23 protein-coding genes and 1 other RNA gene are annotated in these 26,111 nt (G+C 73.0%); 17 read left to right on the plus strand and 7 right to left on the minus strand.

Going from position 1 to position 26,111, the window contains the following annotated elements:
* Positions 1 to 185 precede the first annotated feature (185 nt).
* The 5 genes from mtrA (at position 186) to hpf (ending at position 6,048) form a co-directional block, all read left to right on the plus strand.
* On the plus strand, positions 186 to 875 hold the full coding sequence (mtrA, locus tag ACGF5C_RS06305; RefSeq protein ID WP_089001893.1) for an MtrAB system response regulator MtrA: 690 nt from the start codon (positions 186 to 188) through the stop codon (positions 873 to 875).
* Positions 876 to 887: 12 nt separating this feature from the next.
* The gene (gene mtrB, locus ACGF5C_RS06310) at positions 888 to 2,675 is read left to right on the plus strand and encodes an MtrAB system histidine kinase MtrB (RefSeq protein WP_393297227.1); all 1,788 of its coding nucleotides are present in this window, start codon (positions 888 to 890) and stop codon (positions 2,673 to 2,675) included.
* Positions 2,672 to 4,459: an LpqB family beta-propeller domain-containing protein gene (locus ACGF5C_RS06315; RefSeq protein WP_393297229.1), complete on the plus strand. Its 1,788-nt coding sequence runs from the start codon at positions 2,672 to 2,674 to the stop codon at positions 4,457 to 4,459. Before mtrB ends, ACGF5C_RS06315 begins: the two co-directional genes overlap by 4 nt.
* A complete protein-coding gene (locus tag ACGF5C_RS06320) occupies positions 4,459 to 5,160 on the plus strand; it encodes a ComF family protein (protein ID WP_393297231.1) in 702 nt (233 codons plus the stop codon). The genes ACGF5C_RS06315 and ACGF5C_RS06320 overlap by 1 nt, the downstream gene beginning before the upstream one ends.
* Positions 5,161 to 5,409: 249 nt before the next feature.
* On the plus strand, positions 5,410 to 6,048 hold the full coding sequence (hpf, locus tag ACGF5C_RS06325; RefSeq protein WP_393297233.1) for a ribosome hibernation-promoting factor, HPF/YfiA family: 639 nt from the start codon (positions 5,410 to 5,412) through the stop codon (positions 6,046 to 6,048).
* 97 nt (positions 6,049 to 6,145) lie between these two features.
* Here hpf and ACGF5C_RS06330 read toward each other — a convergent pair whose 3' ends face one another.
* Together ACGF5C_RS06330 and ACGF5C_RS06335 are read right to left on the minus strand one after the other, a co-directional pair.
* Positions 6,146 to 7,255: a GNAT family N-acetyltransferase gene (locus ACGF5C_RS06330; protein ID WP_393297235.1), complete on the minus strand. Its 1,110-nt coding sequence runs from the start codon at positions 7,253 to 7,255 to the stop codon at positions 6,146 to 6,148.
* Entirely contained in the window at positions 7,252 to 8,415 is a 1,164-nt protein-coding gene (locus ACGF5C_RS06335; RefSeq protein ID WP_393297237.1) for a GNAT family N-acetyltransferase, read from the minus strand. The genes ACGF5C_RS06330 and ACGF5C_RS06335 overlap by 4 nt, the downstream gene beginning before the upstream one ends.
* Before the next feature lie 161 nt (positions 8,416 to 8,576).
* Between ACGF5C_RS06335 and secA the strand changes: the two genes are divergently transcribed.
* Positions 8,577 to 11,498: a preprotein translocase subunit SecA gene (gene secA / locus ACGF5C_RS06340; protein ID WP_393297239.1), complete on the plus strand. Its 2,922-nt coding sequence runs from the start codon at positions 8,577 to 8,579 to the stop codon at positions 11,496 to 11,498.
* 76 nt (positions 11,499 to 11,574) lie between these two features.
* On the opposite strand, the gene ACGF5C_RS06345 is transcribed toward secA, so the two are convergent.
* Both ACGF5C_RS06345 and ACGF5C_RS06350 read right to left on the minus strand, forming a co-directional pair.
* Positions 11,575 to 12,177 carry an Rv3235 family protein gene (locus tag ACGF5C_RS06345; RefSeq protein WP_393297241.1) on the minus strand — a complete coding sequence of 201 codons (603 nt, stop codon included), beginning with the start codon at positions 12,175 to 12,177 and terminating at the stop codon, positions 11,575 to 11,577.
* Between the two features lie 102 nt (positions 12,178 to 12,279).
* Positions 12,280 to 12,507: a helix-turn-helix domain-containing protein gene (locus tag ACGF5C_RS06350; protein ID WP_350685633.1), complete on the minus strand. Its 228-nt coding sequence runs from the start codon at positions 12,505 to 12,507 to the stop codon at positions 12,280 to 12,282.
* A gap of 216 nt (positions 12,508 to 12,723) precedes the next feature.
* On the opposite strand from ACGF5C_RS06350, the gene ACGF5C_RS06355 reads away from it, so the two are divergent.
* Positions 12,724 to 13,233, plus strand: coding sequence for a DUF6912 family protein (locus ACGF5C_RS06355; RefSeq protein ID WP_393297243.1), 510 nt, complete (start codon positions 12,724 to 12,726; stop codon positions 13,231 to 13,233).
* A gap of 27 nt (positions 13,234 to 13,260) precedes the next feature.
* Here the strand turns inward: ACGF5C_RS06355 and ACGF5C_RS06360 are convergent, their stop codons facing one another.
* Positions 13,261 to 14,334: a hypothetical protein gene (locus ACGF5C_RS06360; RefSeq protein ID WP_393297245.1), complete on the minus strand. Its 1,074-nt coding sequence runs from the start codon at positions 14,332 to 14,334 to the stop codon at positions 13,261 to 13,263.
* A gap of 245 nt (positions 14,335 to 14,579) precedes the next feature.
* Between ACGF5C_RS06360 and pruA the strand changes: the two genes are divergently transcribed.
* The 10 genes from pruA to ACGF5C_RS06410 all read left to right on the plus strand — a co-directional run bounded on the left by pruA (position 14,580) and on the right by ACGF5C_RS06410 (position 23,556).
* Positions 14,580 to 16,208: an L-glutamate gamma-semialdehyde dehydrogenase gene (gene pruA / locus ACGF5C_RS06365; protein WP_393297247.1), complete on the plus strand. Its 1,629-nt coding sequence runs from the start codon at positions 14,580 to 14,582 to the stop codon at positions 16,206 to 16,208.
* A gap of 106 nt (positions 16,209 to 16,314) precedes the next feature.
* On the plus strand, positions 16,315 to 17,118 hold the full coding sequence (locus ACGF5C_RS06370) for a tryptophan 2,3-dioxygenase family protein (RefSeq protein ID WP_350703156.1): 804 nt from the start codon (positions 16,315 to 16,317) through the stop codon (positions 17,116 to 17,118).
* 116 nt (positions 17,119 to 17,234) lie between these two features.
* Positions 17,235 to 17,750 carry a PadR family transcriptional regulator gene (locus ACGF5C_RS06375; protein WP_350685626.1) on the plus strand — a complete coding sequence of 172 codons (516 nt, stop codon included), beginning with the start codon at positions 17,235 to 17,237 and terminating at the stop codon, positions 17,748 to 17,750.
* A gap of 157 nt (positions 17,751 to 17,907) precedes the next feature.
* Complete coding sequence (gene prfB / locus ACGF5C_RS06380) at positions 17,908 to 19,029, plus strand: peptide chain release factor 2 (RefSeq protein WP_393297249.1); 1,122 nt, start codon at positions 17,908 to 17,910, stop codon at positions 19,027 to 19,029.
* A 118-nt stretch (positions 19,030 to 19,147) separates the two neighbouring features.
* Positions 19,148 to 19,828, plus strand: a complete 681-nt coding sequence (gene ftsE / locus ACGF5C_RS06385) for a cell division ATP-binding protein FtsE (protein ID WP_091097362.1) — start codon at positions 19,148 to 19,150, stop codon at positions 19,826 to 19,828.
* Between the two features lie 65 nt (positions 19,829 to 19,893).
* Positions 19,894 to 20,769: a permease-like cell division protein FtsX gene (gene ftsX, locus ACGF5C_RS06390; RefSeq protein ID WP_393297251.1), complete on the plus strand. Its 876-nt coding sequence runs from the start codon at positions 19,894 to 19,896 to the stop codon at positions 20,767 to 20,769.
* A 133-nt stretch (positions 20,770 to 20,902) separates the two neighbouring features.
* Positions 20,903 to 21,382, plus strand: a complete 480-nt coding sequence (gene smpB / locus ACGF5C_RS06395; protein ID WP_350703149.1) for an SsrA-binding protein SmpB — start codon at positions 20,903 to 20,905, stop codon at positions 21,380 to 21,382.
* 104 nt (positions 21,383 to 21,486) lie between these two features.
* Positions 21,487 to 21,862: a transfer-messenger RNA gene (ssrA, locus tag ACGF5C_RS06400) on the plus strand.
* Between the two features lie 209 nt (positions 21,863 to 22,071).
* On the plus strand, positions 22,072 to 22,542 hold the full coding sequence (locus ACGF5C_RS06405) for a hypothetical protein (RefSeq protein WP_393297253.1): 471 nt from the start codon (positions 22,072 to 22,074) through the stop codon (positions 22,540 to 22,542).
* Positions 22,543 to 22,581: 39 nt separating this feature from the next.
* Positions 22,582 to 23,556 (plus strand): hypothetical protein, encoded by a 975-nt coding sequence (locus ACGF5C_RS06410; RefSeq protein ID WP_393297255.1) that lies wholly within the window; start codon positions 22,582 to 22,584, stop codon positions 23,554 to 23,556.
* Between the two features lie 82 nt (positions 23,557 to 23,638).
* Here ACGF5C_RS06410 and mdlC read toward each other — a convergent pair whose 3' ends face one another.
* Both mdlC and ACGF5C_RS06420 read right to left on the minus strand, forming a co-directional pair.
* On the minus strand, positions 23,639 to 25,234 hold the full coding sequence (mdlC, locus tag ACGF5C_RS06415) for a benzoylformate decarboxylase (protein ID WP_393297257.1): 1,596 nt from the start codon (positions 25,232 to 25,234) through the stop codon (positions 23,639 to 23,641).
* 61 nt (positions 25,235 to 25,295) lie between these two features.
* Positions 25,296 to 26,099, minus strand: a complete 804-nt coding sequence (locus tag ACGF5C_RS06420; RefSeq protein ID WP_393297259.1) for an S-methyl-5'-thioadenosine phosphorylase — start codon at positions 26,097 to 26,099, stop codon at positions 25,296 to 25,298.
* Positions 26,100 to 26,111: the final 12 nt, after the last annotated feature.

A 26,111-nucleotide genomic window follows, 5' to 3' on the forward strand; every position in this document is an offset into this window, starting at 1 on the left:
ACGGGCGGCGGTGGCGCGTGACGGCGCACGCGGGGATCATGGTGACACGCGCGGTCCGATCGGGTGGACCCCGCACGCCGGGGCAGCGGCACCGGCGTCGGTTGCTGGGCGGCGGCGTCCCGCGGCAGTACCGTGCCGGGTGACGCGGATCCCACCGAACTGAACGGGATGGAAACATTAACCCCATGAGAGCCCGGGTACTGGTGGTCGACGACGACCCCGCGCTCGCCGAGATGCTCGGCATCGTCCTGCGCAGCGAGGGGTTCCTGCCCTCGTTCGTCGCCGACGGGGAGCGGGCCCTGGCCGCGTTCCGCGAGAACCGGCCGGACATCGTCCTGCTCGACCTCATGCTCCCCGGCATGAGCGGCATCGACGTGGCGCGGTCGATCCGGGCCGAGTCGGGCGTGCCGATCGTCATGCTGACGGCCAAGAGCGACACCGTCGACGTGGTCCTCGGCCTGGAGTCCGGGGCCGACGACTACGTGGTCAAGCCGTTCAAGCCCAAGGAACTGGTCGCCCGGATGCGGGCGCGGCTGCGGCGCGGCGAGGACGTCGCCCCCGAGATGCTGACCATCGGGCCGCCCGGCAACCAGATCACCATCGACGTGCCGGCGCACACCGTCAGCCGCAACGGCGAGGAGGTGAAGCTGACGCCGCTGGAGTTCGACCTGCTGGTCGCGCTCGCCCGCAAGCCGCGTCAGGTGTTCACCCGCGAGGTGCTGCTGGAACAGGTCTGGGGCTACCGGCACGCGGCGGACACCCGGCTGGTCAACGTGCACGTGCAGCGGCTGCGCGCCAAGATCGAGCCGGATCCGGAGCGACCGGAAATCATCCTCACCGTGCGGGGCGTGGGCTACAAGGCGGGCACCGGATAGCCTGGTCACACTGTGGCCACCTCCCCGCTTCCGGACCCCCAGCCGACAGCTCCGCGCCGGCGTGTCGCCGCCGTGCGGGAGCTGTGGCGCGGCGTGAGCGGCCGGTCCGCGCGCCTGCTCGCCGGGCTGCACCAGACCTGGCGGCGGTCGCTGCAGCTGCGGGTGGTGACCATCACGCTGGTCGCGTCCAGCCTGCTGGTGGGCGGTTTCGCCTACCTGATCGCCGACAAGATCACCAACATCCTGGTGGAGAACGCCGAGACCGACGTGCGGCTGCGGCTGGAAAGCGGCGCGGCGTACGCGGTGAGGCAGTTCGGTCTCTACAACCAGCCGCAGGACGCGCAGTTCCAGGAGACCGTCGACGGGACGGTCAACTATCTGGCCGGCGGCGACCCGCAACAGAAAACCGGCGTGATCGTGGCGCTCACCGCCGACAGTCATACCGGCGTCATCCAGCCGCGGTCCTCGCCCGCGGTCAACGTCCGGCCGCTGATCAGCGGCGAGCTGCGCGCCACGGTCGCCGGGGGCAAGGTCGCCAGCCAGATCCGCACCGGCCGGCTGGGCGGGGAGCGCACGAAATACCTGGTCTACGGCTCGCCCGTGCCCACCAAGTTCGGCCAGGTGGAGCTCTACTACCTCGTGCCGCTGACGCGGCAGGACACCACGGCCGCCGACGCCCGCGCGACGGTGGTCGCCACCGGGGCGGCCCTGGTGATCCTGCTCGGCCTGCTCGCCGGCCTGGTCACCCGGCTGGTGGTGACCCCGGTGCGGGTGGCCGCCCGGACGGCCCAGCGGCTCTCCGCCGGCCTGCTCGACCAGCGGATGGTGGTCAACGGCGAGGACGACCTCGCCCTGCTCGCCGCGTCGTTCAACCAGATGGCGACCAACCTCCAGCGCCAGATCCTGCGGCTGGAGGAGATGTCCCGGCTGCAACGCCGCTTCACCTCCGACGTGTCGCACGAGCTGCGCACGCCGCTCACCACGGTCCGGATGGCCGCCGACCTGATCTTCGCCGAGCGGGACGAGTTCGACCCGGCGGTGGCGCGCAGCGCCGAGCTGCTCCAGGCCGAGCTGGACCGCTTCGAGGAGCTGCTCACGGACCTGCTGGAGATCAGCCGCTTCGACGCCGGCTTCGCGATGCTGGACGCCGAGCCGACCGACCTGGTGCCGGTCGTGCACCGGGTGGCCGACCGGCTGGCCGGCCTGGCCGAGCGGGTCGGGGTGCCCATCGAGCTGGACGTGCCCGCCACGCCGGTGATCGCCGAGGTCGACCCGCGGCGGGTCGAGCGGGTGCTGCGCAACCTGGTCGGCAACGCCGTCGAGCACGGCGAGGCCAAGCCGGTGCTGATCACCCTGGGGATGGACGACACGGCCGTCGCGATCACCGTCCGCGACCACGGGGTGGGCCTCAAGCCCGGCGAGGAGAAGCTGGTGTTCAACCGCTTCTGGCGGGCCGACCCGTCCCGCGCGCGGCAGACCGGCGGCACCGGGCTGGGGCTGTCGATCAGCCTGGAGGACGCCCGGCTGCACGGCGGCTGGCTGGAGGCGTGGGGCGCGCCCGGGCAGGGCGCCCAGTTCCGGCTCACCCTGCCGGCCCGGGCCGGCGACCGGTTGACCACCTCGCCGCTGCGGCTGGTCCCGGCCGACGCCGCCCTGCCCTTCGGCGGCCCCCGCGAGGGCGGCCTGCTGGCCATTGGCCCGGGCAGCGGCGGCGTGCTCGCGATCGGCCCGGCCGACAACGCGGTGGCCGCCGGGCCAGGGCGGCAGGGGACCGGGGGACGCGCGGAGGTGGGATCGTGAGGCGGCGCCTGTTCGCCGCTGTGCTGGGCGGCGCACTGCTGCTGGCTGGCACGGCCGGCTGCGGCATCCCGGCCAACACCGAGGTCCGGGTGGAGGGCGCCGGGCCGGCGGCCGAGGCCGGCTCCAGCAGCGGCATCCGGGGCGAGCCCCCGAATCGCAGCGCGAGCGGCAGTAAGCCGGAGCAGTTCGTCAAGAACTTCCTCTCCGCCGCGGCGGGCGAGCCGGACCGCGCCTACCAGCGGGTCCGGAACTTCATCACCCCGGAGGACCAGGACCGCCTCCAGGTGAAGGAGGGCAGCGAGGTCGCGCTGACCGTCGTCCGGCTCACGGAGGAGCCGGTGATCGTCAACGACCCGAACAAGACCGAGGTCACCCTCAAGGTGCAGCAGGTCGGGCAGTTGCGCGCCGACGGCACGCTGGCCCCGCCGGAGACGAGCACCACCTCGTACTCGTTCGAGCTGCGCACGCAGGAGGGCAGGGCGGACGCGGGCCTGTTCGTGGCCAACCCGCCGAACGTGCTGCTGCTCAGCGTCGACGCGCTGGAGGCGTACTACCAGAGCCGGACGATCTACTTCTGGAACTCCGGCCGCACCCGACTGGTGCCCGACCAGCGCTACCTGCCCCTCGCCGTGCCCGACGAGCGGCTGGTCAGCGAGGTGGTGAAGTGGCTCACCGCCGGCCCCTCCCTCTGGTTGCGCTCCGGGGTCACCGGGCTGCCGGACGGCACCCGGCTGATCAACAACGCCACCCGGACGGACGACCGCTGGGAGGTCGACCTGGAGATGCCGGACGAGAAGCTCCGCCTGGAGCAGCTCGCCACCCAGCTCGCCTGGTCGCTGCACGACGTCGACGGGCAACTCGAGATCAAGATCCGTACCCAGCCCCGGAAGGACATCCGCGACCTCGAGGCGCACCGGCAGGCGAACCCGGTGTACCAGGTCGGCGACGGCTTCCAGCGGTTCTGCGTCTACGAGGGCGCGGTCCACCCGCTGTCCGACGCCACGGGAACGGTCGCCACGGTGCCGGTGGTGGCCGAGGCGAACAGGAACGTCGTGGCGGCGGGGCTCAGCCGCGCCGAGGACCAGATCCGGGCGGCGCTGGTGGTCACCGAGGCCGGTCGCCAGTGGCTGTCCGTCGGCACCGGCCTCGATCCGGCCGTCGCCGTCTTCAATCGCAGCGCCAAGGGCTACGGCGCGATCGGCCGGCCGGTCTGGCTGCGTTCGACGGACCGGGGCGAGCCGGCCGGGTTGGTGGTCGCCGACGGCGTCCTCTACCGGTTCGACGCCCAGGCGCAGCTCACCCCCGTGTCGCTGGGCGTCCCCGGCCCGGTGAAAGCGGTCGCCGCCTCGCTGGACGGGCACCGGATCGCCGTCATCGCCGGCGGCGCGCTCTACGTCGCCGCCCTGAGCCCCACCGAGGGCGGGGTCACCCTCGGCCCGGCCCGGCGGCTTCCCACCCGGCTGACCGACCTGTCGGCCGTCGACTGGTACGGCGAGGACAAGTTGATCCTCGCGGGGGAGGTCGGCCGCCCGGCGGTCTACGAGGTCAGCGTGGACGGCACCCGGGACAACCGGGTGGAGGACAAGATCGGCGCCCGGGTGACCCACCTCGCCGCGTACCCGGCCAACACGGAGGTGCCGCGTAACGCGGCGATGTACGAGGCGAACGGGGTGGCCTACAGCAGCCCCCCGTTCGAGCGGATCCAGCCCGAGCAGGTGCAGGTGTCGCCGCCCTCGACCGGGACGCGCGCCGGCAACCCGACCGCCCCCTTCTTCCTCTACTGATGCCGGGCCTCGGCGGGCTCTGGTCGGACCTCACCGACCTGGTGCTGCCGGTGGAGTGCGCCGGCTGCCGGGAACGTCGGCCGGGGCTGCGGCACGGCGTCTGCCCGGAGTGCGCGGCGGCGCTGGACGCGCTGCGGCCCCGGGCGGTACGCCCCACCCCGGCCCCGCCCGACCTGCCGCCCTGCGTGGCCCTCGGCCCGTACGCGGGCCCGCTGCGGGAGACGCTGCTCGCGTACAAGGACCACGGCCGGCACGGGCTGGCCCGGCCGCTGGGCGCGCTGCTCGCCGAGGTCGTGGCGGCGGCGGTCGGCGAGGCGCGGCCGGTGACGCTGGTGCCGGTGCCGGACACCGCGGCGGCGGCCCGCGCCCGGTACGGCGACCACCTCGGCCGGCTGACCCGGCACTGCGCGGACCGGCTGCGCCGGGCGGGCTGGCCGGTGCGGGTACGGCGGCCCCTGCGCGCACTGCCCCGCCCCGACTCGGTGACGCTGGACAGCGCCGGGCGGGCGGCGGCGGCCGAGTCCGCCTTCCGGGTCCGCCCCCGGGTCGCACCCGCCCCGGACGGGGCGGTCGTGGTGCTCGACGACATCCTCACCACCGGGTCGACCCTCGCCGCGGTGGCACGCGCGCTGACCGTGAGCGGGCTGTCGCCGACGGTCGCCGCCGTGCTCGCCGCGACCGAGAAACGGCACCGGTCGTAACCGAACGTGTTCCCGTTTCACCCGTTGGTGTATGAGGTGTGAAAAATCTCTGGCCGTCTCCGCGACCGGGGGTGACTGCCGGGCGAACAAGCGTTAGCGTTTTCCTGTCGGGGGTAGGAGGTCTTCCCACCCACTCCCGGCGGTGAAAGGAGGCGTAGCCGCACTGACCGGTCGACGCCGAGTGGGACCTCCCCCAGATGCGCGCGACCGGATGCCGGATCGAACGACCGTCCGAACTAGGGAGGTCACGTGGACATCGTGGTCAAGGGCCGTAACGTCGAAGTGCCGGACCATTACCGGGTGCACGTAGCGGAGAAACTCGCAAAGATCGAACGCTACGACCACAAACTTATTCGTGTCGATGTCGAGCTTTTTCACGAGCGGAATCCCCGCCAGGCGGACCACTGCCAGCGCGTCGAGATCACCTGCGTCTCCCGGGGCCCGGTGATCCGGGCGGAGGCGTGCACGAACGACTTCTACAGCGCGCTCGACGCGGCCATCGCCAAGCTCGACACCCGGTTGCGCCGGGCGGCCGACCGCCGCCGCGTCCACCGGGGTCGGCACGCCCCGCTCTCCGTCGCAGCCGCCACCGCCGGGCTGCCGGTCGCCGACCTCGACGCGCCCCTGGCGGCGTCCGTCGACGGCGCCCGCGCCGGCACGGCCACGGCCGTGGCGGAACGGGTCGAGGAGGAGCACGACGACCAGCCCTGGCACATCGCGCGGGAGAAGGTGCACCCCGCCGAGCCGATGACCGTCGACGACGCCCTGTTCCAGATGGAACTCGTCGGCCACGACTTCTACCTGTTCAGGGACAAGGAGTCCGGCCGGCCGAGCGTCGTCTACCGGCGGCACGCCTACGACTACGGCATCATCTCCCTCGCCCTCTGATCCTCCGGCGACCGTGGTGGCGGCCCGCCCCGCCACCACGGCCGACCGGACGTCGGCCGTCCGCCCGCGGCACGCCTGGATGGAACCGGGGTGCGGGTCAGCGGAGTTCGTCGGGGAGCAGCCCGAAGACCAGGTCGTCGATCCGGGTTCCCGCCAGCCCGGGCAGCCGGCCGCGCAGCAGTCCCTCCCGGCGGAAGCCGACCTTCTCCAACACCCGCTGCGACGCGACGTTGCCGGGCAGGGTGGCGGCCGTCAGCCGGGCGGTCCCCACCGGCCCGAACGCCCAGCCGGCGAGGAGCCGCACCGCCCGGGTGGCCAGCCCGCGACCCCGGGCGGCGGGCAACAGCGCGTAGCCGATGCTCGCCTCCCCGGCGGCGGCGTCGAGGTAGGACATCCCGCAACTGCCGACCGGTTCGTCGGTGGTCGCGTCGAGGATCAGCAGCCGGGCGATGCTGCCGGTCAGCCACCCGCTCTCCGACAGCCGGCAGCGCCGTTCGATCGCCGCCCGGGTGGGCGGCACCGGCGGGGCCTGGTTCGCCACCACCTCCGGCAGTGTGTGCAGGCGGTACATCAGGTCGACGTCGTCCGGGCCGAGCGGGCGCAGGGTCACCACGCCGTCGGTGAGCCGGCCGTCGGGCAGGTCGGGCAGCAGCCGGGGGGTGGGGCCGGGCGGGTCGTCGGCGAGGCGTACCCAGGCCATCAGGTCCGACCGGCCGCCGCCGCGGAGCTGGCCGGCCGCCCGGCGTACCCCCTCGTGGCGGAAGCCGGCGGCGAGCGCCACCCGCTGGCTGGCCGGGTTCTCCGCGTGGGTCAGCAGCTCCAGCCGGTCGAACCCGCACCGGAACACCGAGTCGGCCAGGGCCCGCGTCGCGGCGGTCGCGACGCCGCGCCGCCGCGCCCAGGGCGCGACCCAGTAGCCCACCTCGGCCTGCCGGCGCTGCGTCACGACCTGGCCGAGGCCCGCCCCGCCGACCAGCCGGTCGGTGGCGCGGTCGGCGATGGCGTACGCGGCCCCGCCGGCGGTCCAGGCCGCCGGGGCGCCCTCGGTGATCCACCAGCGGGCGTCGGCCTCGGTGTACGGCTGCGGCAGGCCCGGGTTGAACCGCAGGTTGACCGGGTCGGCGCAGCCGGCGGCCAGGTCGGCGGCGTCCTCGGGGCGGAACGGCCGCAGCCGCACCCCGTGGGCATCGATCACCTCGGGCGTCACGTCAGGTCCCCGGCGAGCAGCGCGCCGACCCACGCGTCCACCCGGTCGCCCCGGTGCGTGAGCCCGCCCCGGGCGGTGCCCTCGACCGTGAAGCCGGCCTTCTCGGCGACCCGGCGCGACGCGGTGTTGCCGGCGTTGGCCCGCCACTCGATCCGGGCCAGGCCCAGCGTGGTGAAGCCCCAGGCGGCGAGGGCGGTCAGCGCGGCCGGCATCAAGCCCCGGCCCCGGCTCGCCGGCGCGGTCATGAAGCCGACGTCGGCCAGCAGCGGGTCGGCGGGGGAGAGCCGCAGGTCGATCGAGCCTGCGTACCGGTCGTCCGCGTCGGCGACCACGAAGCAGGCGCTGGTGCCGGCCGCCCAGGTGCCGCGCGAGTAGACCAGGTAGGACTCGGCGTCGGCGGGGTCGTACGGGTCGGGCACGGTGGTCCACCGGATGGTCTCCGGGTCCCGGCAGGTCTCGACGACCGCGTCGAGGTCGCGCTCCTCCATCGGGCGCAGCCGCAGCTCACCGCCCCCGGCGGTGGCGAAGAGGACGGGCTGGGGGCGGCCGAAGACGGCGGCCCGCCGGGTCTCCAGGGTGCCGGGCCCGGCGGGCCCGGTCTCGCCGGGGGCGGGCACCTCGCCGGGGAACAGCGAGCCGATCCAACCGTCCGGCCCGCCCTCCGGCGCGGGGTCGGCCAGCCGCAGTTGCCCCTCGACGCGGAAGCCCGTCCGGAGCGCGACCAGGCGGGAGGCGTGGTTGCCGACCTCGGCCTGCCAGATCAGCCGGCGCAGTTTCCGCGTGTCGAAGGCCCAGCGCGCGACGGCCCGGGCGGCCCGTACGGTGACGCCCCGGCCCCGGGCCCAGGGCGCGGTCCAGTACCCGATCTCGCCCGTGCCGTGGCCGGGGTCGATCGAGACCAGCCCGCAGGAGCCGAGCACCTCGCCGGTGGCGGCGTCGCAGACCGCGAATGGCGCCCCGGTGCCGGCGGCCCAGTCCCCCGGGGCCACCTCGGTGACGAACCTGTGCGCGTGTTCGGGCAGGTACGGGCGAGGTACGGTGGTCCAGCGCTGGATGTCCGGGTCCTGGCACGCCCGGTGCACCGCGTCGGCGTCGGTCGCCCGCCAGGGTCGCAGCAGCAGGCCGTCCTCGGTGATCTCCACGGGTTCCACCCGAGCCATCGTGCCGGATCGTTCGCGCACGGCGTAACCGGATTACGGCGGAGGCGGCGCACGTCGAGCGAGTTATGTCGGGTTCGCCGGGTCGGAGGGCCGCCACCAGTGACCATCGTGCCGATGGAGCGCCTACGATGGTTCGAGACTGTCTAGGGGAGCGTTGATCCGTGTCGATTCTGGAAAGGGTCCTCCGCGCGGGCGAGGGCCGTATGGTGCGCCGGCTGAAGGCCATCGCCGCCGCCGTCAACTCGATCGAGGACGACTACGTCAACCTCAGCGACGACGAGCTGCGCGGCATGACCGACCAGTTCAAGGAACGGCTCGCGGACGGCGAGACCCTCGACGACCTGCTGCCGGAGGCCTTCGCGGTGTGCCGGGAGGCGGCTGCCCGGGTGCTCGGCCAGCGCCCGTACGACGTCCAGGTGATGGGCGGCGCGGCGCTGCACTTCGGCAACATCGCCGAGATGAAGACCGGTGAGGGCAAGACGCTGACCTCGGTCATGCCGGTCTACCTCAACGCGCTCTCCGGCAAGGGCGTGCACGTCATCACGGTCAACGACTACCTGGCCCAGCGCGACGCCGCCTGGATGGGCCGGGTGCACGAGTTCCTCGGCCTCACCGTCGGCGTGGTCCTGCCCAACCGGCCGGCCGCCGAGCACCGCGCCGCGTACGAGTGCGACGTCACCTACGGCACGAACAACGAGTTCGGCTTTGACTACCTGCGCGACAACATGGCCTGGTCGCGGGACGAGCTGGTCCAGCGCGGCCACAACTTCGCGGTGGTCGACGAGGTCGACTCGATCCTGATCGACGAGGCCCGCACCCCGCTGATCATCTCCGGCCCGGCCGAGCACTCCGCCCGCTGGTACACGGAGTTCGCGGGCGTGGTGGCCCGACTCCAGCCCGGCAAGGACGGCGAGGGCGACTACGAGGTCGACTACGCCAAGCGGACCATCGCCGTCACCGAGCGCGGCGTGGCCAAGGTCGAGGACCGGCTGGGCATCGACAACCTCTACGAGTCGGTGAACACCCCGCTGGTGGGCTACCTCAACAACGCCATCAAGGCCAAGGAGCTCTTCAAGCGCGACAAGGACTACATCGTCAGCGACGGCGAGGTCCTGATCGTCGACGAGTTCACCGGCCGCATCCTGCATGGCCGCCGCTACAACGAGGGCATGCACCAGGCGATCGAGGCCAAGGAGGGGGTGGAGATCAAGCAGGAGAACCAGACCCTGGCCACCATCACCCTCCAGAACTACTTCCGCCTCTACGAGAAGCTCTCCGGCATGACCGGTACGGCGCAGACCGAGGCGGGCGAGTTCAACAAGGTCTACAAGGTCGGTGTCGTGACCATCCCGACCCACCGGCCGATGGTCCGGCAGGACCGGCCGGACGTGATCTACAAGACCGAGAAGGCCAAGTTCAACGCCGTGGTGGAGGACATCGCCGAGCGGCACGCGGTGGGCCAGCCGGTGCTCGTCGGCACCGTCTCGGTGGAGAATTCCGAGATCCTCTCCCAGCTCCTGCGCCGCCGTGGCATCCCGCACTCCGTGCTGAACGCCAAGTTCCACGCGCGTGAGGCCGAGATCGTCGCCCAGGCCGGCCGCAAGGGCGCCGTCACCGTCGCGACCAACATGGCCGGTCGCGGCACCGACATCCTGCTCGGCGGCAACGCCGAGTTCCTCGCCGCCAACGAGCTCCGCCAGCGTGGCCTCGACCCGATCGAGCACGAGGAGGAGTACGCCAAGGCGATGGAGGAGGTCCTGCCCAAGTGGAAGCAGGCCTGCGACGTCGAGGCGGAGGAGGTCGCCGACGCCGGCGGCCTCTACGTGCTGGGCACCGAGCGGCACGAGTCCCGCCGGATCGACAACCAGCTGCGCGGTCGTTCCGGCCGGCAGGGTGACCCGGGCGAGTCCCGGTTCTACCTGTCGCTCCAGGACGAGCTGATGAAGCGCTTCCGCTCCGGGGCGGTCGAGGCGGTCATGGAGCGCTTCAACATCCCGGAGGACGTGCCCATCGAGTCGAAGATGGTCACCCGCCAGATCAAGAGCGCGCAGGCCCAGATCGAGGGCCAGAACGCCGAGATCCGCAAGAACGTCCTCAAGTACGACGAGGTGCTCAACAAGCAGCGCCAGGTGATCTACGCGGAGCGCCTGCGGGTGCTCAACGGCGAGGACCTCTCCGACCAGGTCCGCAACATGATCGACGACGTCGTCGAGGCGTACGTGCGCGGGGCGACCTCCGAGGGCTACGGCGAGGACTGGGACCTGGAGCAGCTCTGGTCCAGCCTCAAGCAGCTCTACCCGGTCGGCGTGACGATCGAGGAGCTGGAGGAGGAGGCCGGCGGGTCCCGGGCGGGCATCGACGCGGACTTCCTGCTCGCCCGCCTCAAGGAGGACGCGCACGCCGCGTACGACCGGCGCGAGGAACAGCTCGGGCCGGAGGGCACCCGCGAGCTGGAGCGGATGGTCCTACTCCAGGTGATCGACCGCAAGTGGCGCGAGCACCTCTACGAGATGGACTACCTCCAGGAGGGCATCAGCCTGCGGGCGTACGCCCAGCGCGACCCGGTGGTGGAATACCAGCGCGAGGGCTTCGACATGTTCGCCACCATGATGGACGGCATCAAGGAGGAGACGGTCGGCTTCCTCTACAACGTCGAGGTCCAGGTGAACGAGCCGGAGCCCGCGGCCGAGGAGGTGCAGCTGCTCGACAAGCCGGTCGAGATCCGGGCGAAGGGCCTGGGCCGGTCGCCGCAGCAGCAGGGCCTCCAGTACTCGGCGCCGACCATCGACGGCGAGGCCGGCGCGGGTGCGGTGGCCGTCGAGCGCGCCGACGAGCAGGCGCCGGCGCTCGGCGTCGGCCGGCCGGAACCGGCCGCCCCGGCCGCACCGGGGACGACGGCCCCGGCCGCGCCGCAGCGCCCGGCGACGGGCCTGCGCGGCCCGGCTGTCGCGGCGAGCGCCGCCCGGCGCCCGGCGCCGGGGCAGGCGGAGGCCAGCAACGGCCCGTCCCGCAACGCGCCGTGCCCGTGCGGTTCCGGCCGCAAGTACAAGCGCTGCCACGGCGCCCCCAACGGCGGCGCCTGACCGGCAGTGGGCGGGGCTGCGCCCCGCCGAAGCGCACCGAGCCGCGGTCCTCGCCGACCGCGGCTCGATGCGTATTTCACAGCACCTGGAGGGCGGTGCAGAGCCAGGTGCCGCGCAGGTGCTCCAGGCGCAGCGCCATCGCCCAGGTGCGTCCGCCCGCGCCGGCGAGCACCGCGGCCGCCTCCACGGCCGCAGCGCGCGGCTCGCAGACCCGCAGCCGACGCAGCCGCACGACGGGCCGGGTGGACCGGCGACGCGCCGGGCCGGACCGGGCGGTGGCGCGGGCGAGCTCGGGCAGCAGCCCGGCCGCCCTGGCCGGGTCGAGCAGCGGGCGGAGCTGCCCGGGCGGGCGGTAGCCGTTGAGCACCTCCAGGCAGGTGCTGACGAAGCGGTGGGCGGCCCGGGTGGCCTCGGGGGTGGCGGTCACCAGCGCGCCCGGGGGCAGCGGGGCGGCGGGCCCGCGGCCGGGTCCCGCCGGGGCGGGCGACACCCGCGCCCTTCGGCCGGGCGGCCGGTCGGGGTCGCGGCGGGCCGGCTCGAACAGGTCGAGGACGAGTTGGGCGTGCGCCGGGGCGGGCCAGTGTGCGGCGTCGTCGTCGGCGAACGGCGGCTCGAACGAGGGCGCGGGGCGCAGCCGGACGGGAGGTCGCGGCGGGCCGGGGCGGCGCGAGTCGGTCATCCGGACCTCCCATGATCTTGCGTTTGCTTCCGTTTGCCTTCGACTGGCTCCATTCTCGGACACGGCAGAGCCGGCGGTCAATGCCTGAGTGCGTTCGGGTGGTTACTCCGGGTCGCGTTCCGCCAGCGGGTTGCTCCGCACCCACTCGGCGGTCTCGGCGTACTTGCGCTCGATGTACTCCTCCAGCCGGGCACGCTCCACGCGCCACTGGCCACGCCCGCCGATCTTGATCGCCGGCAGCTCGCCGCTGCGCACCATGTGGTAGACCTGCGAGTCCGACACGTTCAGCTCGGTGGCCACGTCGGAGAGCAGCAGGAACCTCGGTTCCACGGAAACTCCCGGGGTCGGCGTCGTTTGGCTCAGTTTGCCACCGACCGCCGACGTCGCCCAGCCGGCGGACGGGACCCGCGGCGACGCGTCCGGCGGGACACACCGGCCGGGAGCTTCCGTCGCGCAGGTGCGAGGTGTATGACGGTCACGGCGTACGGCATGATCGGCGCCGGACCGGCGGAGGCCGGCGGAGGACCTGAGCGGGGGAGACGACCGGTGACCGAGGAGCTTGTCCGGGTGTACGTGCCGGCGACCGTCCCGATGCTGACCCTCCTGCGCGGGCCCGGGCTGCCCGTGGCCGCCGCGCACGCGGTGACCCCGGCCCTGCGCGAGTGGTACGCCGAGGGCGACGAGGAGGAGTTGGAGTATGTCGCCTTCACCCGCGCCGCCCAGGACGCGCTGCAACTGCTCCGGGCCGATCCCGACGCGCCCCGCCGCCGCGTGGTCGTCTCGGTGGACCTGCCCGCCTCGACGGTGGGCCGGGGCGACGGGGAGCTGGGCTCCAGCGCGGTCGAGCTGAGCGCGCCCGTGCCCGTCGCCGCCGTCGCCGCGATCCACGTGGACGGCGCCGACGCGGTGGAGGACGTGGCCGCCGCGGCGGAGGTGGTCGTCGAGGCCCTCGCCGGCGACCCGGACGCCCAGTTCACGGTCGACGGGGCCGAGGACCACGAGTTGGAGTGGTACGACGTCTCCGAGCTGGACCTGCTGCTCCGCGCCGCCTCCTGACCCCGCCGTCGCCGGCGGTGCCGGGCGTCAGCGGGTGGGGGCGGCCTCGGCCGGCTCGTCGTCGTCGGCTTGGGCCGGGCCCAGGGTGCGGCCGAAGGCGATCATGGCGGTCAGCGCGCCGACGAAGAGCACCCAGATGCCGTTGTCGACCCGGGAGGTGCCCAGCGAGGTCTGCGCCACCGCGTCCGCCTCGCTCAGGGCGCCGGCCAGGTCGAGCAGGGAGCGCCCGCCGACCCGGATGATCACTTCGGCGAGGAGCAGGAGCAGGCCCGGGCCGGCCCCGGCCAGCAGGTACGCCGGCCAGCGCGGCGCGGGCGTCGTCGCCTCCCGCCGGGCGGCCCGGCGCCGGGCCCAGGTCAGGTAGCCGAAGGCGAGCAGCCCCGCCAACAGGCCGGCGAGCAGCGACTCGGTGCGCGACACCCACTTGGCGGCGGTGAGCAGCGACTCCTGGGTGTCGCCGGCGCCGAAGAGGTCGAACAGGGGATCGCGGGCCCGGCTGAAGGCCACCACGAAGATGAGCGTGCCGAGGGCGGCGGTGACCACGGCACCGACCACGGGCGCGCTGCGGGCGCCGGCGATGGCCCCACCGATCGTCGCCGCGGCGGCGGTGGTGCCGGCGATCACGTTGGTGGTCGCGTTGTCGGCGTACGTCAGGTTGATCGCGTACGCGGCGGCCAGTGCCACCAGCAGGCCGGTGCCGATCGCGGCCACGAAGCGCAGGGTCACCCGGTCGCTCCCCCGGCGGGCGAGCAGGTCGACGCCGAAGAGGGCGAAGGCGGCGCCGGCGACCAGCGCGGCCGAGATCACCCCCGGCAGGGCGAAGGCGGAGAGGCTGATCGCGGTGATCCCGGCGGCCGCCGAGTTGATCGCCTCGCGGGTCGACCAGAGCATCGCGGCCAGCCAGCCGAGCGCCAGGAGCGCGAGCACCGGTGCGCCGGGCGCGAGCGCCGGAGCGACCCCGTCGCCATCGGCGGCCGGCAGGTCCGACTCGTCGGCGTCGGCCGGGCCCGGCTCCCGCTCCGGTTCGGCAGCGGTGGCGTCGGCGGCCGGAACCGGCTGGTCCGACTCCGCGGCGGCGGAGCTGCCGGGCTGCTTGGTCATCCTCTTCCCCTCCGACGGGCGCCCGGCCCTCGGGGCCGGCAGTTCACCGGCCACCCAGGGTACGCGCCCGCCGGGCCCGCCCTGGTCGGTCGGTGGTGGGGGTGGGGCGAGGGCCGCGCCGTGAAACAATCGGGCGAGGTCCCGCCGCCGCGACCGGTCCACCCCCGCGGCGCCCGGCGCCGGTCGTCCGGCCGGTGCCCGCGGGTCCGATTTCGCCACCGCTGTCGAGATCGCCAGGAGCCCTGATGGACGCCGTGTTCTCCGTACCCGAGCCGCGCAACGAGCCGGTGCGCAACTACGAGCCGGGCAGTGTCGACCGGGAACGGCTCCAGCGGCGGCTGGCCGAGCTGGCCGCCGAGCGGATCGACCTGCCGATGACCATCGCCGGCGAGCAGCGGATGGCCGGCGGCGAGTCGATCGACGTGGTGCAGCCGCACAAGCACGCGCACGTGCTGGGCGTCACCGGGCACGCCGACCACGAGGACGCCCGCGCGGCGGTCAAGGCCGCCAAGGACGCCGCCCCGATGTGGCGGGCCCTGCCGTTCGAGGAACGCGCCGCGATCTTCCTGCGCGCCGCCGAGCTGCTCGCCGGCCCCTGGCGGGACACCCTGAACGCGGCCACCATGCTCGGCCAGTCGAAGACCGCCATCCAGGCCGAGATCGACTCGGCCTGCGAGTTCGTCGACTTCCTCCGGTTCAACGTGCACTTCGCCCGGAAGCTGCTGGAGGAGCAGCCGATGTCGTCGCCCGGGGTGTGGAACCGCTTCGACCACCGCCCGCTGGAGGGCTTCGTCTACGCGATCACCCCGTTCAACTTCACCGCGATCGCCGGCAACCTGCCCTCGGCACCGGCCCTGCTGGGCAACACGGTGGTCTGGAAGCCGGGCCCGACCCAGCAGTTCGCCGCGCACTTCACCATGCGGCTGTTCGAGGCGGCCGGCCTGCCCCCCGGCGTGATCAACATGGTCACCGGGCGTGGCGAGGCGGTCTCCGACGTCGTGCTCGCCGACCCGGACCTGGCCGGCATCCACTTCACCGGCTCCACCAAGGTCTTCCAGCACCTGTGGAAGACCGTCGGGGAGAACATCTCCCGCTACCGGGGCTACCCGCGCCTGGTCGGCGAGACCGGCGGCAAGGACTTCGTCGTCGCGCACACCAGCGCGGACGTCGACGCCCTGCACACCGCGCTGATCCGGGGCGCCTTCGAGTACCAGGGCCAGAAGTGCTCGGCGGCCTCCCGGGCGTACGTCCCGCGGTCGCTCTGGGAGGGCGGGCTGCGCGACCGGCTGGCCGCCACCACGGAGTCCCTCACCTACGGCGACGTCACCGACTTCGGCAACTTCGGCGGCGCGGTGATCGACGCCAAGGCGTTCGACCGGCACACCGCCGCGCTGGAGCTGATCTCCGACGACGACGCCTGCCGCGTGCTCGCCGGCGGCACCGCCGACGACTCCGTCGGATACTTCGTCCGGCCGACGCTGTTCGAGTGCACCGACGCGGCGCACGAGACGTTCACCACCGAGTACTTCGGGCCGATCCTCGGCGTGCACGTCTTCGACGACGCCCGCTTCGACGACGTGGTCGCCCAGGCCGAGTCGATCGCGCCGTACGCGCTGACCGGGTCGATCTTCGCGACCGACCGTCGGGTGGTCGACGCGGTGGCCGAGAAGATGCGGTACGCCGCCGGCAACTTCTACATCAACGACAAGCCGACCGGCGCGGTGGTCGGGCAGCAGCCCTTCGGCGGCGCCCGGGCCAGCGGCACCAACGACAAGGCCGGCTCCTGGCACAACCTCGTCCGGTGGATGTCGCCCCGGACGATCAAGGAGACCTTCGTCGCGCCGACCGACCACACGTACCCCCACATGGGCTGAGGTGTAAGGAAGGGGCCCTTCCTATCGTTTTTGGATAGGAAGGGCCCCTTCCTTACACCCGTAGCGGGAGAGGCGGGGGCGGCCGGGCGGCGGTACGGTGGCCGCTGTGACCCACCCCACCCCCGCGCACGACCCCCGCTTCGGCGAGCAGGGTGGCCTGCTCACCTACAGCGACTACCTGCGGCTGGCCGACCTGCTCGCGGCACAGGTGCCGGAGTCCGACCCGGCCTCCCACGACGAGCTGCTCTTCATCACCATCCATCAGGTCTACGAGCTGTGGTTCAAGCTGCTGCTCGCGGAGCTGACCGACGCCCGGGACCGGATGCTGGCCGGCGAGACCTACCTCCCCCGGGTGCGGCTGGAGCGCTGCCACGCGGTGGAGCGGGTGCTGATCGGCCAGGTCGACGTCATCGACACGATGACCCCGCAGGACTTCCTGGCCTTCCGCACCAAGCTGGCCCCGGCGTCGGGCTTCCAGTCCGCACAGTTCCGGGAGATCGAGTTCCTCTCCGGCCTGAAGGACCCGGACTACCTGCGCCGGTTCCGGGGGCTGCCCGCCGTCGAGCGGGAACGGCTGGAGCGGCGGCTGGCCGAGCCGAGCCTCTGGGACGGTTTCCTGGCCGTGCTCGGCCGGGCCGGCTTCGACGTCTCCGAGGCGGAGGCGCGCTTCGCGGCGTACGCGACGATCGCCGCCGACCGGGAGCGGTTCGGGCCGCTGTGGGACCTCGCGGAGGCGCTGGTCGCGCACGACCAGGCGTTCTCGCTGTGGCGGGCCCGGCACGTGCTGATGGCCGAGCGGCAGATCGGCACCAAACCGGGCACCGGGGGCTCGGCCGGCGGGGCGTACCTGCGCTCCCGGGTCGAGAGCCGGTTCTACCCGGAGCTGTGGGAGCTGCGCAGCCGGCTCTGAGACATCGACGCTCCGTCGGGACTGTCTCGCGCCGACAGTGCACATAGGAAGCCCTACCGGGTGGCGAAACCGTGAAATCCTGGACGCCACGTCAGCAAAGTGGCAGCGTGATGGGCATGGCGGATTCCGGAGTCAACCCCACGGCGGCGGCCCTGCTCGGGCTGCTCCATGAGGGCCCCATGACAGGTGGCCAGTTGATGGCCGCCGCCGAGCGCCGGCTGGCGCCGTACTGGTCGATGACCCGTAGCCAGGTCTACCGGGAGCTGCCGGTGCTGGCCGAGCGGGGTCTCGTCCGGATGGGCAAGCCCGGGCCGCGCTCCAGCCAGCCGTACGCGATCACCGCAGCGGGAAAACGGACATTTTCCCGCTGGTTGACGGAGGACCCGGGGCGGGACACGATCCGCAACCCGATCGCCCTGCGGATCGCCTTCGGCGACCTGCACTCCGCCAGCCAGCTCAAGAACCTCCAGGCCGCGGCCAACGAATACCACACCGAGGCGCTCGCCAAGGTCCGCGAGCAGGTCAAGAACGCCAAGAAGGAAGGCGAGACGTACGACGCCAGCGCGCTGGAGTTCGCCGTCGCCTACCACAAGGCGGCCCTGTCCTGGCTGAAGAGCGCCCCGGTCGGCTGATCGGGCTCGCAAGCTCACTCCTCGCACGAGCGGGTCATCTTTTCGCTCGTGACTGCGGGGCTCGCAAGCTCACTCCTCGCACGAGCGGGTCATCTTTTCGCTCGTGACTGCGGGGCTCGCAAGCTCACTCCTCGCACGAGCAGTACCCTTGTCTGTCGTGACCGCTGCCGATTACGCCGAACAGCTCAAGGACCTCGACGCCACCCTGCGCAACATCGAGTCGGTGCTCGACGTCGACCGCCTGCGGGAGGACAAGGCGCGCCTGGAGCAGGAGGCCTCCGCGCCCGACCTGTGGGACGACCAGGCCAAGGCGCAGCAGGTGACCTCCCAGCTGTCGTACGTCAACGGCGAGATCAACAAGCTCTCCACCCTCCGTTCCCGCCTCGACGACGCCGGGGTGCTGCTGGAGCTGGCCGAGGCCGAGTCCGACCCCGGGGTGCTCACCGAGGTCGAGTCGGAGATCGCCGGGCTGACCAAGGCCATCCAGGAGATGGAGGTCCGCACCCTGCTCTCCGGCGAGTACGACTCCCGGGAGGCGCTGGTCGCCATCCGGGCCGGCGCCGGCGGCGTCGACGCGGCAGACTTCGCCGAGATGCTGCTGCGGATGTACCTGCGCTGGGCCGAGCGGCACGGCTACCCGACGGAGGTCTACGAGACCTCCTACGCCGAGGAGGCGGGCCTCAAGTCGGCCACCTTCACGGTGAAGGTGCCCTACGCCTACGGCACGCTCAGCGTCGAGTCGGGCACCCACCGGCTGGTGCGGATCAGCCCGTTCGACAACCAGGGCCGCCGGCAGACGAGCTTCGCCGGGGTCGAGGTGCTGCCGGTGGTGGAGCAGACCGACCACATCGACATCCCCGAGAACGAGATGCGGATCGACGTCTACCGCTCCTCCGGCCCGGGCGGGCAGAGCGTCAACACCACCGACTCCGCCGTCCGGATCACGCACATCCCGACCGGGATCGTGGTCACCTGCCAGAACGAGAAGTCCCAGCTACAGAACAAGGCGTCCGCGCTGCGGGTGCTCCAGGCGCGGCTGCTGGAGGTCAAGCGCCAGGAGGAGCAGGCCAAGCTCCAGGGCCTGAAGAAGGAGACCACCGGCGCGTGGGGCGACCAGATGCGCTCGTACGTCCTGCACCCCTATCAGATGGTGAAGGATCTGCGGACGGAGCAGGAAACCGGCAACCCGTCCTCGGTCTTCGACGGCGACCTGGACAGTTTCATCGAGGCCGGGATCCGGTGGCGCAAGCAGCAGGAGATGGCCGGCGACACTGCGTGATCGGCCGCGGGCGGAGCGCGTCTTCGATCTCCGCGTAACCCCGCAAATAGATGACGCGACTCGCAACGGCGGGGCGTGGGGCTTGGCTCCACGGTTACACCGCGTAGACTCACCACCCGTGATTCAGCTTGAGCAAGTGACGAAGACGTACCCGAAGGCGTCCCGGCCTTCGCTCGACAACGTGTCCGTCTCGATCGAGAAGGGCGAGTTCGTCTTCTTCATCGGTCCATCCGGCTCCGGCAAGTCCACCATCATCAAGCTGTTGCTGCACGAGGTCTCGCCCAACAAGGGCCGGGTCATCGTCAACAGCAAGGACGTCACCTCGATGCGCTCGTGGAAGCGACCCCACTTCCGGCGCTCGATCGGCTGCGTCTTCCAGGACTTCCGGCTGCTGCCGAACCGCACCGCGTACGAGAACGTTGCGTTCGCCCTCGAGGTGATCGGCAAGACCAAGGCGGTCGCCCGCCGGGTCGTGCCGGAGGTGCTGGAACTGGTCGGGCTCGGTGGCAAGGAGCACCGCTACCCGCACGAGCTCTCCGGTGGTGAGCAGCAGCGGGTGGCCGTCGCCCGGGCGTTCGTGAACCGTCCGCTGATCCTGCTCGCGGACGAGCCGACCGGAAACCTCGACCCGGACACCTCGATCGAGATCATGCGCCTGCTGGACCGGATCAACCGCACCGGCACGACCGTCGTGATGGTCACGCACGACTCCAACATCGTGAACCAGATGCGCCGCCGGGTCATCGAGATCGAGAGCGGCCGCATCGTGCGCGACCAGGCCCGCGGCGTCTACGGCTGAGCCGACGCCACCCCTGCGCAGCCTGACGACGAACACCTCATGCCGGAGACCCGGAGGAAATCCCGATGCGCGTGAAATACGTCCTGTCCGAGGTACTGGTCGGACTGTGGCGCAACGTGACCATGACCATCGCGATGATCATCACGATGGCTGTCTCGCTGACCATGCTCGGCGCCAGCGGTCTCATGTACCGCCAGGTCGACGACATGAAGGACCTCTACTACAAGAACATCCAGGTCTCGATCTTCCTCGACCAGGAGGTGACCCCCGAGCAGCGTGACGCGCTGGCCGCCAAGCTGGACGGCGACCCGCTGGTCAAGGAGAGCCTCTACGTCAACAAGGACGAGGCGTACAAGCGCTTCCAGGAGATGTTCCAGGACGCGCCGGACCTGCTCAGCGCCGTCAAGGCGGACAGCCTGCCCGAGTCGTTCCGGCTCACGCTGAACAACCCCGAGCAGTACAAGAGCATCTACGACCAGTACAAGGACGCCGAGGGCGTCGACGAGATCGTCGACCAGAGCCGGCTGCTGGACAAGATCTTCGACATCCTCACCTCGATCCAGAACATCGCCCTGGCCGCCGCGATCGTGATGGCCGTCGCCGCGCTGCTCCTGGTCGCCAACACGATCCAGGTCGCCGCCTACAGCAAGCGGCGTGAGGTCGCGGTCATGAAGCTGGTCGGCGCGTCGAACTGGTTCATCCAGGCGCCGTTCGTGCTGGAGGCCGTGGTCGCGGGCCTGATCGGCTCGCTGCTCGGCCTGGTGGCGCTGATCGCGGCGAAGTACCTCCTCTTCGACGGATCGTTGCAGGCGCTACAGGGCCTGCTCTCCCCGGTGGGCTGGGGCGACATCCTGGTGATGTTCCCGCTGATGGCCGGCGTCGGCGGCCTGGTCAGCGCGGGCACCGCCTGGGTCACCCTCCGCTTCTACCTGCGGGTCTAGCCTCCGCACGGCTCGACGGGCCCTTCCGCGCCAGGAATAAACGGCGCGGGAGGGTCCTTGTCGTTCGGGTAGCATGATCTCCGCCCCGCGGCCGGTCACTCGGGCGCGGTCACACGGAAAGGGGGTGGCGCCGATGCCACGGGAAAAGGGACGCAAGGTCGTCGCCTCCAACAAGAAGGCCCGGCACGACTACTCGATCCTCGACACGTACGAGGCGGGCATGGCGCTGACCGGCACCGAGGTCAAGTCGCTGCGGGCCGGGCGCGCGTCGCTGGTCGACGCGTTCGCCCAGGAGCGCAACGGCGAGCTCTACCTGCACGGGATGCACATCCCGGAGTACACGCAGGGCACCTGGACCAACCACGAGCCGAGGCGGACCCGCAAGCTGCTGCTCAAGCGGCTGGAGATCGACCGGCTGATCGGCAAGACCCGCGAGGGCGGCCTGACCATGGTGCCGTTGCAGGTCTACTTCTCCGACGGCTGGGCGAAGGTCGAGATCGCCCTGGCCAAGGGCAAGAAGTCGTACGACAAGCGGCAGGACCTCGCCAAGCGGGACGCGGACCGGGAGATCGCCCGGGTCACCGGCCGACGTGGCAAGGGGATGGATGACTGATCTGCCCGCTATGTCCGGGTCGGCGCGCCGACCCGGGGCTCGGGATGAAACCCGTTGCGGCAGGCGTTAGGCTTGGTGGAGCCGCCACAAGGGCGGCCCGTCGAGGGGGTGACTGGTTTCGACTTCGTACGTTGCGGCAGGGGAAGCGAGCCGAGGAAGCCGACGTCGTCTCGAGAATCGTTCGTCGGAAACCAATAAGCGCCAAGAACAATCGCGCTGACTTCGCTCTCGCCGCCTGAGGCGAGTAGCAAGTCTGTCGGCCTGGGAGCGCCTTCGACCCAGTTAGCCGGCATCAGCTAGAAGGCTGGCCAACCGGACCCGGTCGCGGGGTCCGTGCGGCGAGATCAATCAGCGACTGGGCCCGTCACACCGACTCGCTCGCGTGATCGGAGGGGCCGAGTAGAGGCACAGCGAGCTGCGCTCGGAGAAGCCCTGACAAACCGGCGAAGGACCCGGGTTCGATTCCCGGCACCTCCACCACCAGTCGATGCGCCCCGGTCCACCGGACCGGGGCGCATCGTCGTCTCCGGGCCCGGACGCGGGAAGGGGAGGGCCCGGGCGTGGGGCCAGTGGGGCGCCAGGGGCTGCTGCGGCCGACGGGGCGGATGAGGTGTCACCGCCTCTGGACAGGGCAAACGCGCCGGGTCCACCATCGCTGTGAGCGGTCAGAAGCGACGCGGGAGGTGCCCATGGTCACCGGTCCGATCCAGCAGCCGTCCACCGTCCCCGGGGCGCTCCGGCCGCCCGCCGCCCGCCGGCCCCCCGCCACCCTGCTCGGGGACCTGCACGCGCTCACCCGGGCCCTGGCGGCCCCGCCGGCCGAGCCGCGGTGGCGGGAGCGGGTCCTGTTCCGGCTGGGGCCCGTGCGGCAGGGCTTCGCGGAGCACGTCCGGGTCACCGAGGGGCCCGCCGGACTCTACGCCGAGCTGCTCGGCCAGGCGCCCCGGCTGGAGCACGGGGTGCGGCTGCTGGCCCAGGAGCACGCCGCCATCGCCGCCGCGCTGGCCGCCCTGCACCGGGCGGCGGAACTGCCGGAGGCGTCGGCCGAGGACCTCCTCGGCCGGGCCGGGCACCTGGTGCGCGCCCTCGCCCGGCACCGGCAGCGCGGCGCGGACCTCATCTGGCAGGCGTACGAGACGGATCTCGGCGGGGAGACCTGAGCGCGGGAACCGGCGGCGGCGACCCGGCGTCCAACCGACATGCGCCGTACCGCCGCCCTGCTGGGCCTGCCGCTGTTGATGATCGTCGCCGGGTGCGCCCCGGCCGGCTCCGAGCCGGTCGCTCCCGCCGACTCCGATTCCCGCCGGGACGCGTTCACCCAACGGGCCACCGAGGTGGCCGAGGCGTGGCGACCGGCCCCGGCGTGGAAGACCGGATACGTGCCGGTGCAGGACCCGACGGTGCTGCTCGGCGATCCGGGCTTCACCGAGGCGACCAGGACGGCCTTCCAGAGCGGCTGGTACCGCGACCAGGTCGACCTGCCCGCCGACCGGCCCGCCGACGGCACCATCCGGTTCCCGGACGGCACGCTCACCGTGCCGCTGATCAGCGCGGCCACCGCCTACGGGCAGCTCGACCAGGGCGACCCGCCGCCGTGCGGGGGCCGGCCGAAGGGCCCCGCCGGGCCGAACGGCCCCGGCCGGCCCGGCCCCGGTGGCCCCACCATCGAGCCCGGCCCCGACGGAGCGGTCAGCAGCACCCCGCAGACCGCCTGCGTCCCGCTGACGGTCACCGCCGTGAAGCTGGGCACGGCACCGGTGCGTACCAGCCGCGGCGAGGCGCAGGTGCCGGCGTGGCTGTTCACCGTGGAGGAACTCTCCGCGCCGGTGGCCCGGGTCGCCGTGGCGCCTTCGGCCGTCACCGCCCTGCCCGAGCCGGCCGCGCCGGCGAGCCAGGCCCCGCAGGGCGTGGTCGGCGCCCAGGACCTGCGGTCCGTCGACGGCGCCACGCTGACCTGGCGGCTCGGCGTGGGCAGCTGCGACACCGGGATCACCCCGCTGGTGCAGGAGCGCGACGACGTGGTGGTGGTCGGCGGCGGCGTCACCACCGCCACCGGCCAGTGCATCATGATGCTGAAGCTCGAGCCGGTCACCGCCACGCTGAAGGCGCCGCTCGGCGACCGGCCGGTGCTCGACGTGCTCACCGGCGCGCCGCTGCGACTCACCACGAGCTGACGGGGCGCCGGCTCGCGGGAGGCGGGCCGGTGCTGACGGGGTGGCGACTCACGGCCCAGGTCGTCGCTGCCCGGGCGGCGGGTCAGAGGAGCCGGGGCACCTCGGTGCTGACCGGCACCGGCAGCACCGTCGGGCCGTCCGCCCGCAGCCCGGTGGCCAGGGCGTCGCCGAGCTGGTCCGGGTGTGTCACGACGGTCGAGGTGCAGCCGTAGCCGCGGGCGATGGCGGTGATGTCCAGCCCCGGCAGGTCCAGCCCGGGCACCCCGGGGGTGTCCTTGAAGTCGGCGAACGACTTCAGGATGGCGTACTGCTGGTTGACCGGCACCACGACGACCAGCGGCAGGCGCAGCCGCGCGGCGGTCCAGAGGGCCTGCACCGAGTAGTGGAACGAGCCGTCCCCGATGACCGCGACCACCGGCCGGCCCCGGCCGGTGTCGCGCTGCGCCAGCGCGATGCCGACGGCCGCCGGCAGGCCGTACCCGAGGCCGCCGCTGGCCATGGTGAAGTACGACCCGGGCCGGGTGCTGCGCAGCCGGCGGCGCAGCGCCGGCAGGTTGGACGGCGACTCCTGCACCAGCACCCCGTCGGCGGGCCAGTGCCGGGCCAGCGCCGCGAAGAGCGCGTCCGGTGCCGGCGGCAGCCCGTCCGGCGGCGGTGGCGGGTCGGGGCGCGGCGGCGGCGCCGGCCGGTCGGCCGCCGGCAGCAGGTCGACCAGGGCGGCCAGGGCCAGCCCCGCGTCGCCGAGCAGGCTGTCGCCCACCGGGGCGCGGGCCGCCTCCTCGGGGTCGTCGGTGACGTGCAGCAGGCGGGCGCCGTCGGGCAGATGGTCGCCCGGCACGTGCGGGTAGTAGCGGAACACCGGCGCGCCGACGACCAGCACGATGTCGCGCCCGTCCAGCGCCTCCGCCAGCGGCGCCGCCGCGAAGGGCAGCACCCCGCGGAAGTGCGGGTGGTCCTCCGGGAACGCGGCCCGCTCCGGCGCGGGGGCCGACCAGACGGGCGCGGCGAGCCGCTCCGCCAGCGCCACCGCGGCCGGCCACCCGCCGGCCCGGTCCACGGCCGCGCCGAGCACCAGCGCGGGCGCGCGGCTGCCGGCCAGGACGGCGGCGAACTCCCGCAGCCGCTGCGGGTCGGGCGCGAACCGGGTGGCCACCGTCCGCACCGGCGGGGGCGGGTCGGCGGGCTGCGCCCAGTCGTCGAGGGGCAGGGAGAGGAAGACCGGCCCGGCGGGCGGCTGCACCGCGGTCGCGTACGCCCGCATCAGCGCCGCCGGGACGTCCTGCGCGCGGACCGGCTCGTGGCTCCACTTCACGTACGGCTGGGGCAGCTCGGTGGCCCGCCTGCTGGTCAGCCGGGGCTCGAGCAGCAGCATCTCCCGGGTCTGCTGGCCGGCGGTGACGATCAGCGGGGTCCGGTTGTGCCAGGCCGTGACCAGGTTGCCCATGCCGTTGCCCGTGCCGGGCGCGGTGTGCAGGTTGACGTGCGCCGGCCGGCCGGTGGCCTGCGCGTAGCCGTCCGCCATACCGACCGCCGACGCCTCGTGCAGGGCGAGCACGTAGTGGAAGTCGTCCGGGAAGTCCCGCAGGAACGGCTCCTCGGTGGAGCCCGGGTTACCGAAGACGGTGGTCAGGCCGAGGGCACGAAGCAGGTCGTACGTGGTGTCGCGGACCGTTGCCATCGCCCCCCAATCTATCGGGGCGCCCCGGGCATCTCGGGCTTTTCGCCGCCTCCCCTGCCCGTCAGGGGAGCGTGATGGGGAGGGTGATGCCGTCGAGCGCCCGCCCGCAGTCGCAGTCCCGTTCGGCGGGCAGTGCGGCGACCGCGTCCAGCAGGAGGCCCCGCAGCCGGTCGGTGTTCTCGCCGAAGACCCGGAACACCTCCTCCTGGGTCACCGCGCCGCCACCCTCCACGCCCGCGTCGTGATCGGTGACCAGGGCGATCGAGGAGTAGCAGAGGGCCAGCTCGCGGGCGAGGACCGCCTCCGGGTGCCCGGTCATGTTGACCACCGCGCCGCCCATCGAGGCGAACCAGCGCGACTCGCCGCGCGTGGAGAAGCGGGGGCCCTCGACCACCACCACCGTGCCGCCGTCCACCGCCGGGACGTCCCGCCGTGCCGCCGCGGCGAGCAGCGTGCGACGGCCGGCCGGGCAGTACGGGTCGGCGAACGAGACGTGCACCGCGCTCTGGTCGTAGTAGGTCTGCGCGCGCCCGCTGGTGCGGTCGATGAGCTGGTCCGGCACCACGAACGTGCCCGGCCCCAGCTCCGGCCGCAGCCCGCCCACCGCGCACGGGGCGAGCACCTGGCGTACCCCGAGAGAGCGCAGCGCCCAGAGGTTGGCCCGGTACGGGATCAGGTGCGGCGGGTGGCGGTGGTCCCGGCCGTGGCGGGGCAGGAACGCCACCCGCCGGCCGCCCACGTCGGCGATGGTGACGGCGTCGGACGGCGGCCCGTACGGCGTGTCCACCTCGTGCTCGGTCGCGCCGTCGAGCAGCGCGTAGAGCCCAGAGCCCCCGATCACCGCGAGTTCCGCCGTGACGCCCATCAGTCCTCCCTC

It is taken from the genome of Micromonospora sp. NPDC047620 (assembly GCF_043205005.1).
In the GTDB taxonomy this organism is placed as follows: Bacteria; Actinomycetota; Actinomycetes; order Mycobacteriales; family Micromonosporaceae; genus Micromonospora.

Bases quoted from the DNA above. Each gene is read 5' to 3' on its own strand.
- mtrA (WP_089001893.1), top strand. From the start codon at position 186: ATGAGAGCCCGGGTACTGGTGGTCGACGACGACCCCGCGCTCGCCGAG.
- ACGF5C_RS06320 (WP_393297231.1), top strand. From the start codon at position 4,459: ATGCCGGGCCTCGGCGGGCTCTGGTCGGACCTCACCGACCTGGTGCTG.
- ACGF5C_RS06335 (WP_393297237.1), bottom strand. From the start codon at position 8,415: ATGGCTCGGGTGGAACCCGTGGAGATCACCGAGGACGGCCTGCTGCTG.
- ACGF5C_RS06345 (WP_393297241.1), bottom strand. From the start codon at position 12,177: ATGACCGACTCGCGCCGCCCCGGCCCGCCGCGACCTCCCGTCCGGCTG.
- ACGF5C_RS06360 (WP_393297245.1), bottom strand. From the start codon at position 14,334: ATGACCAAGCAGCCCGGCAGCTCCGCCGCCGCGGAGTCGGACCAGCCG.
- pruA (WP_393297247.1), top strand. From the start codon at position 14,580: ATGGACGCCGTGTTCTCCGTACCCGAGCCGCGCAACGAGCCGGTGCGC.
- ACGF5C_RS06375 (WP_350685626.1), top strand. From the start codon at position 17,235: ATGGCGGATTCCGGAGTCAACCCCACGGCGGCGGCCCTGCTCGGGCTG.
- ftsX (WP_393297251.1), top strand. From the start codon at position 19,894: ATGCGCGTGAAATACGTCCTGTCCGAGGTACTGGTCGGACTGTGGCGC.
- smpB (WP_350703149.1), top strand. From the start codon at position 20,903: ATGCCACGGGAAAAGGGACGCAAGGTCGTCGCCTCCAACAAGAAGGCC.
- ACGF5C_RS06405 (WP_393297253.1), top strand. From the start codon at position 22,072: ATGGTCACCGGTCCGATCCAGCAGCCGTCCACCGTCCCCGGGGCGCTC.
- ACGF5C_RS06410 (WP_393297255.1), top strand. From the start codon at position 22,582: ATGCGCCGTACCGCCGCCCTGCTGGGCCTGCCGCTGTTGATGATCGTC.
- mdlC (WP_393297257.1), bottom strand. From the start codon at position 25,234: ATGGCAACGGTCCGCGACACCACGTACGACCTGCTTCGTGCCCTCGGC.
- ACGF5C_RS06420 (WP_393297259.1), bottom strand. From the start codon at position 26,099: ATGGGCGTCACGGCGGAACTCGCGGTGATCGGGGGCTCTGGGCTCTAC.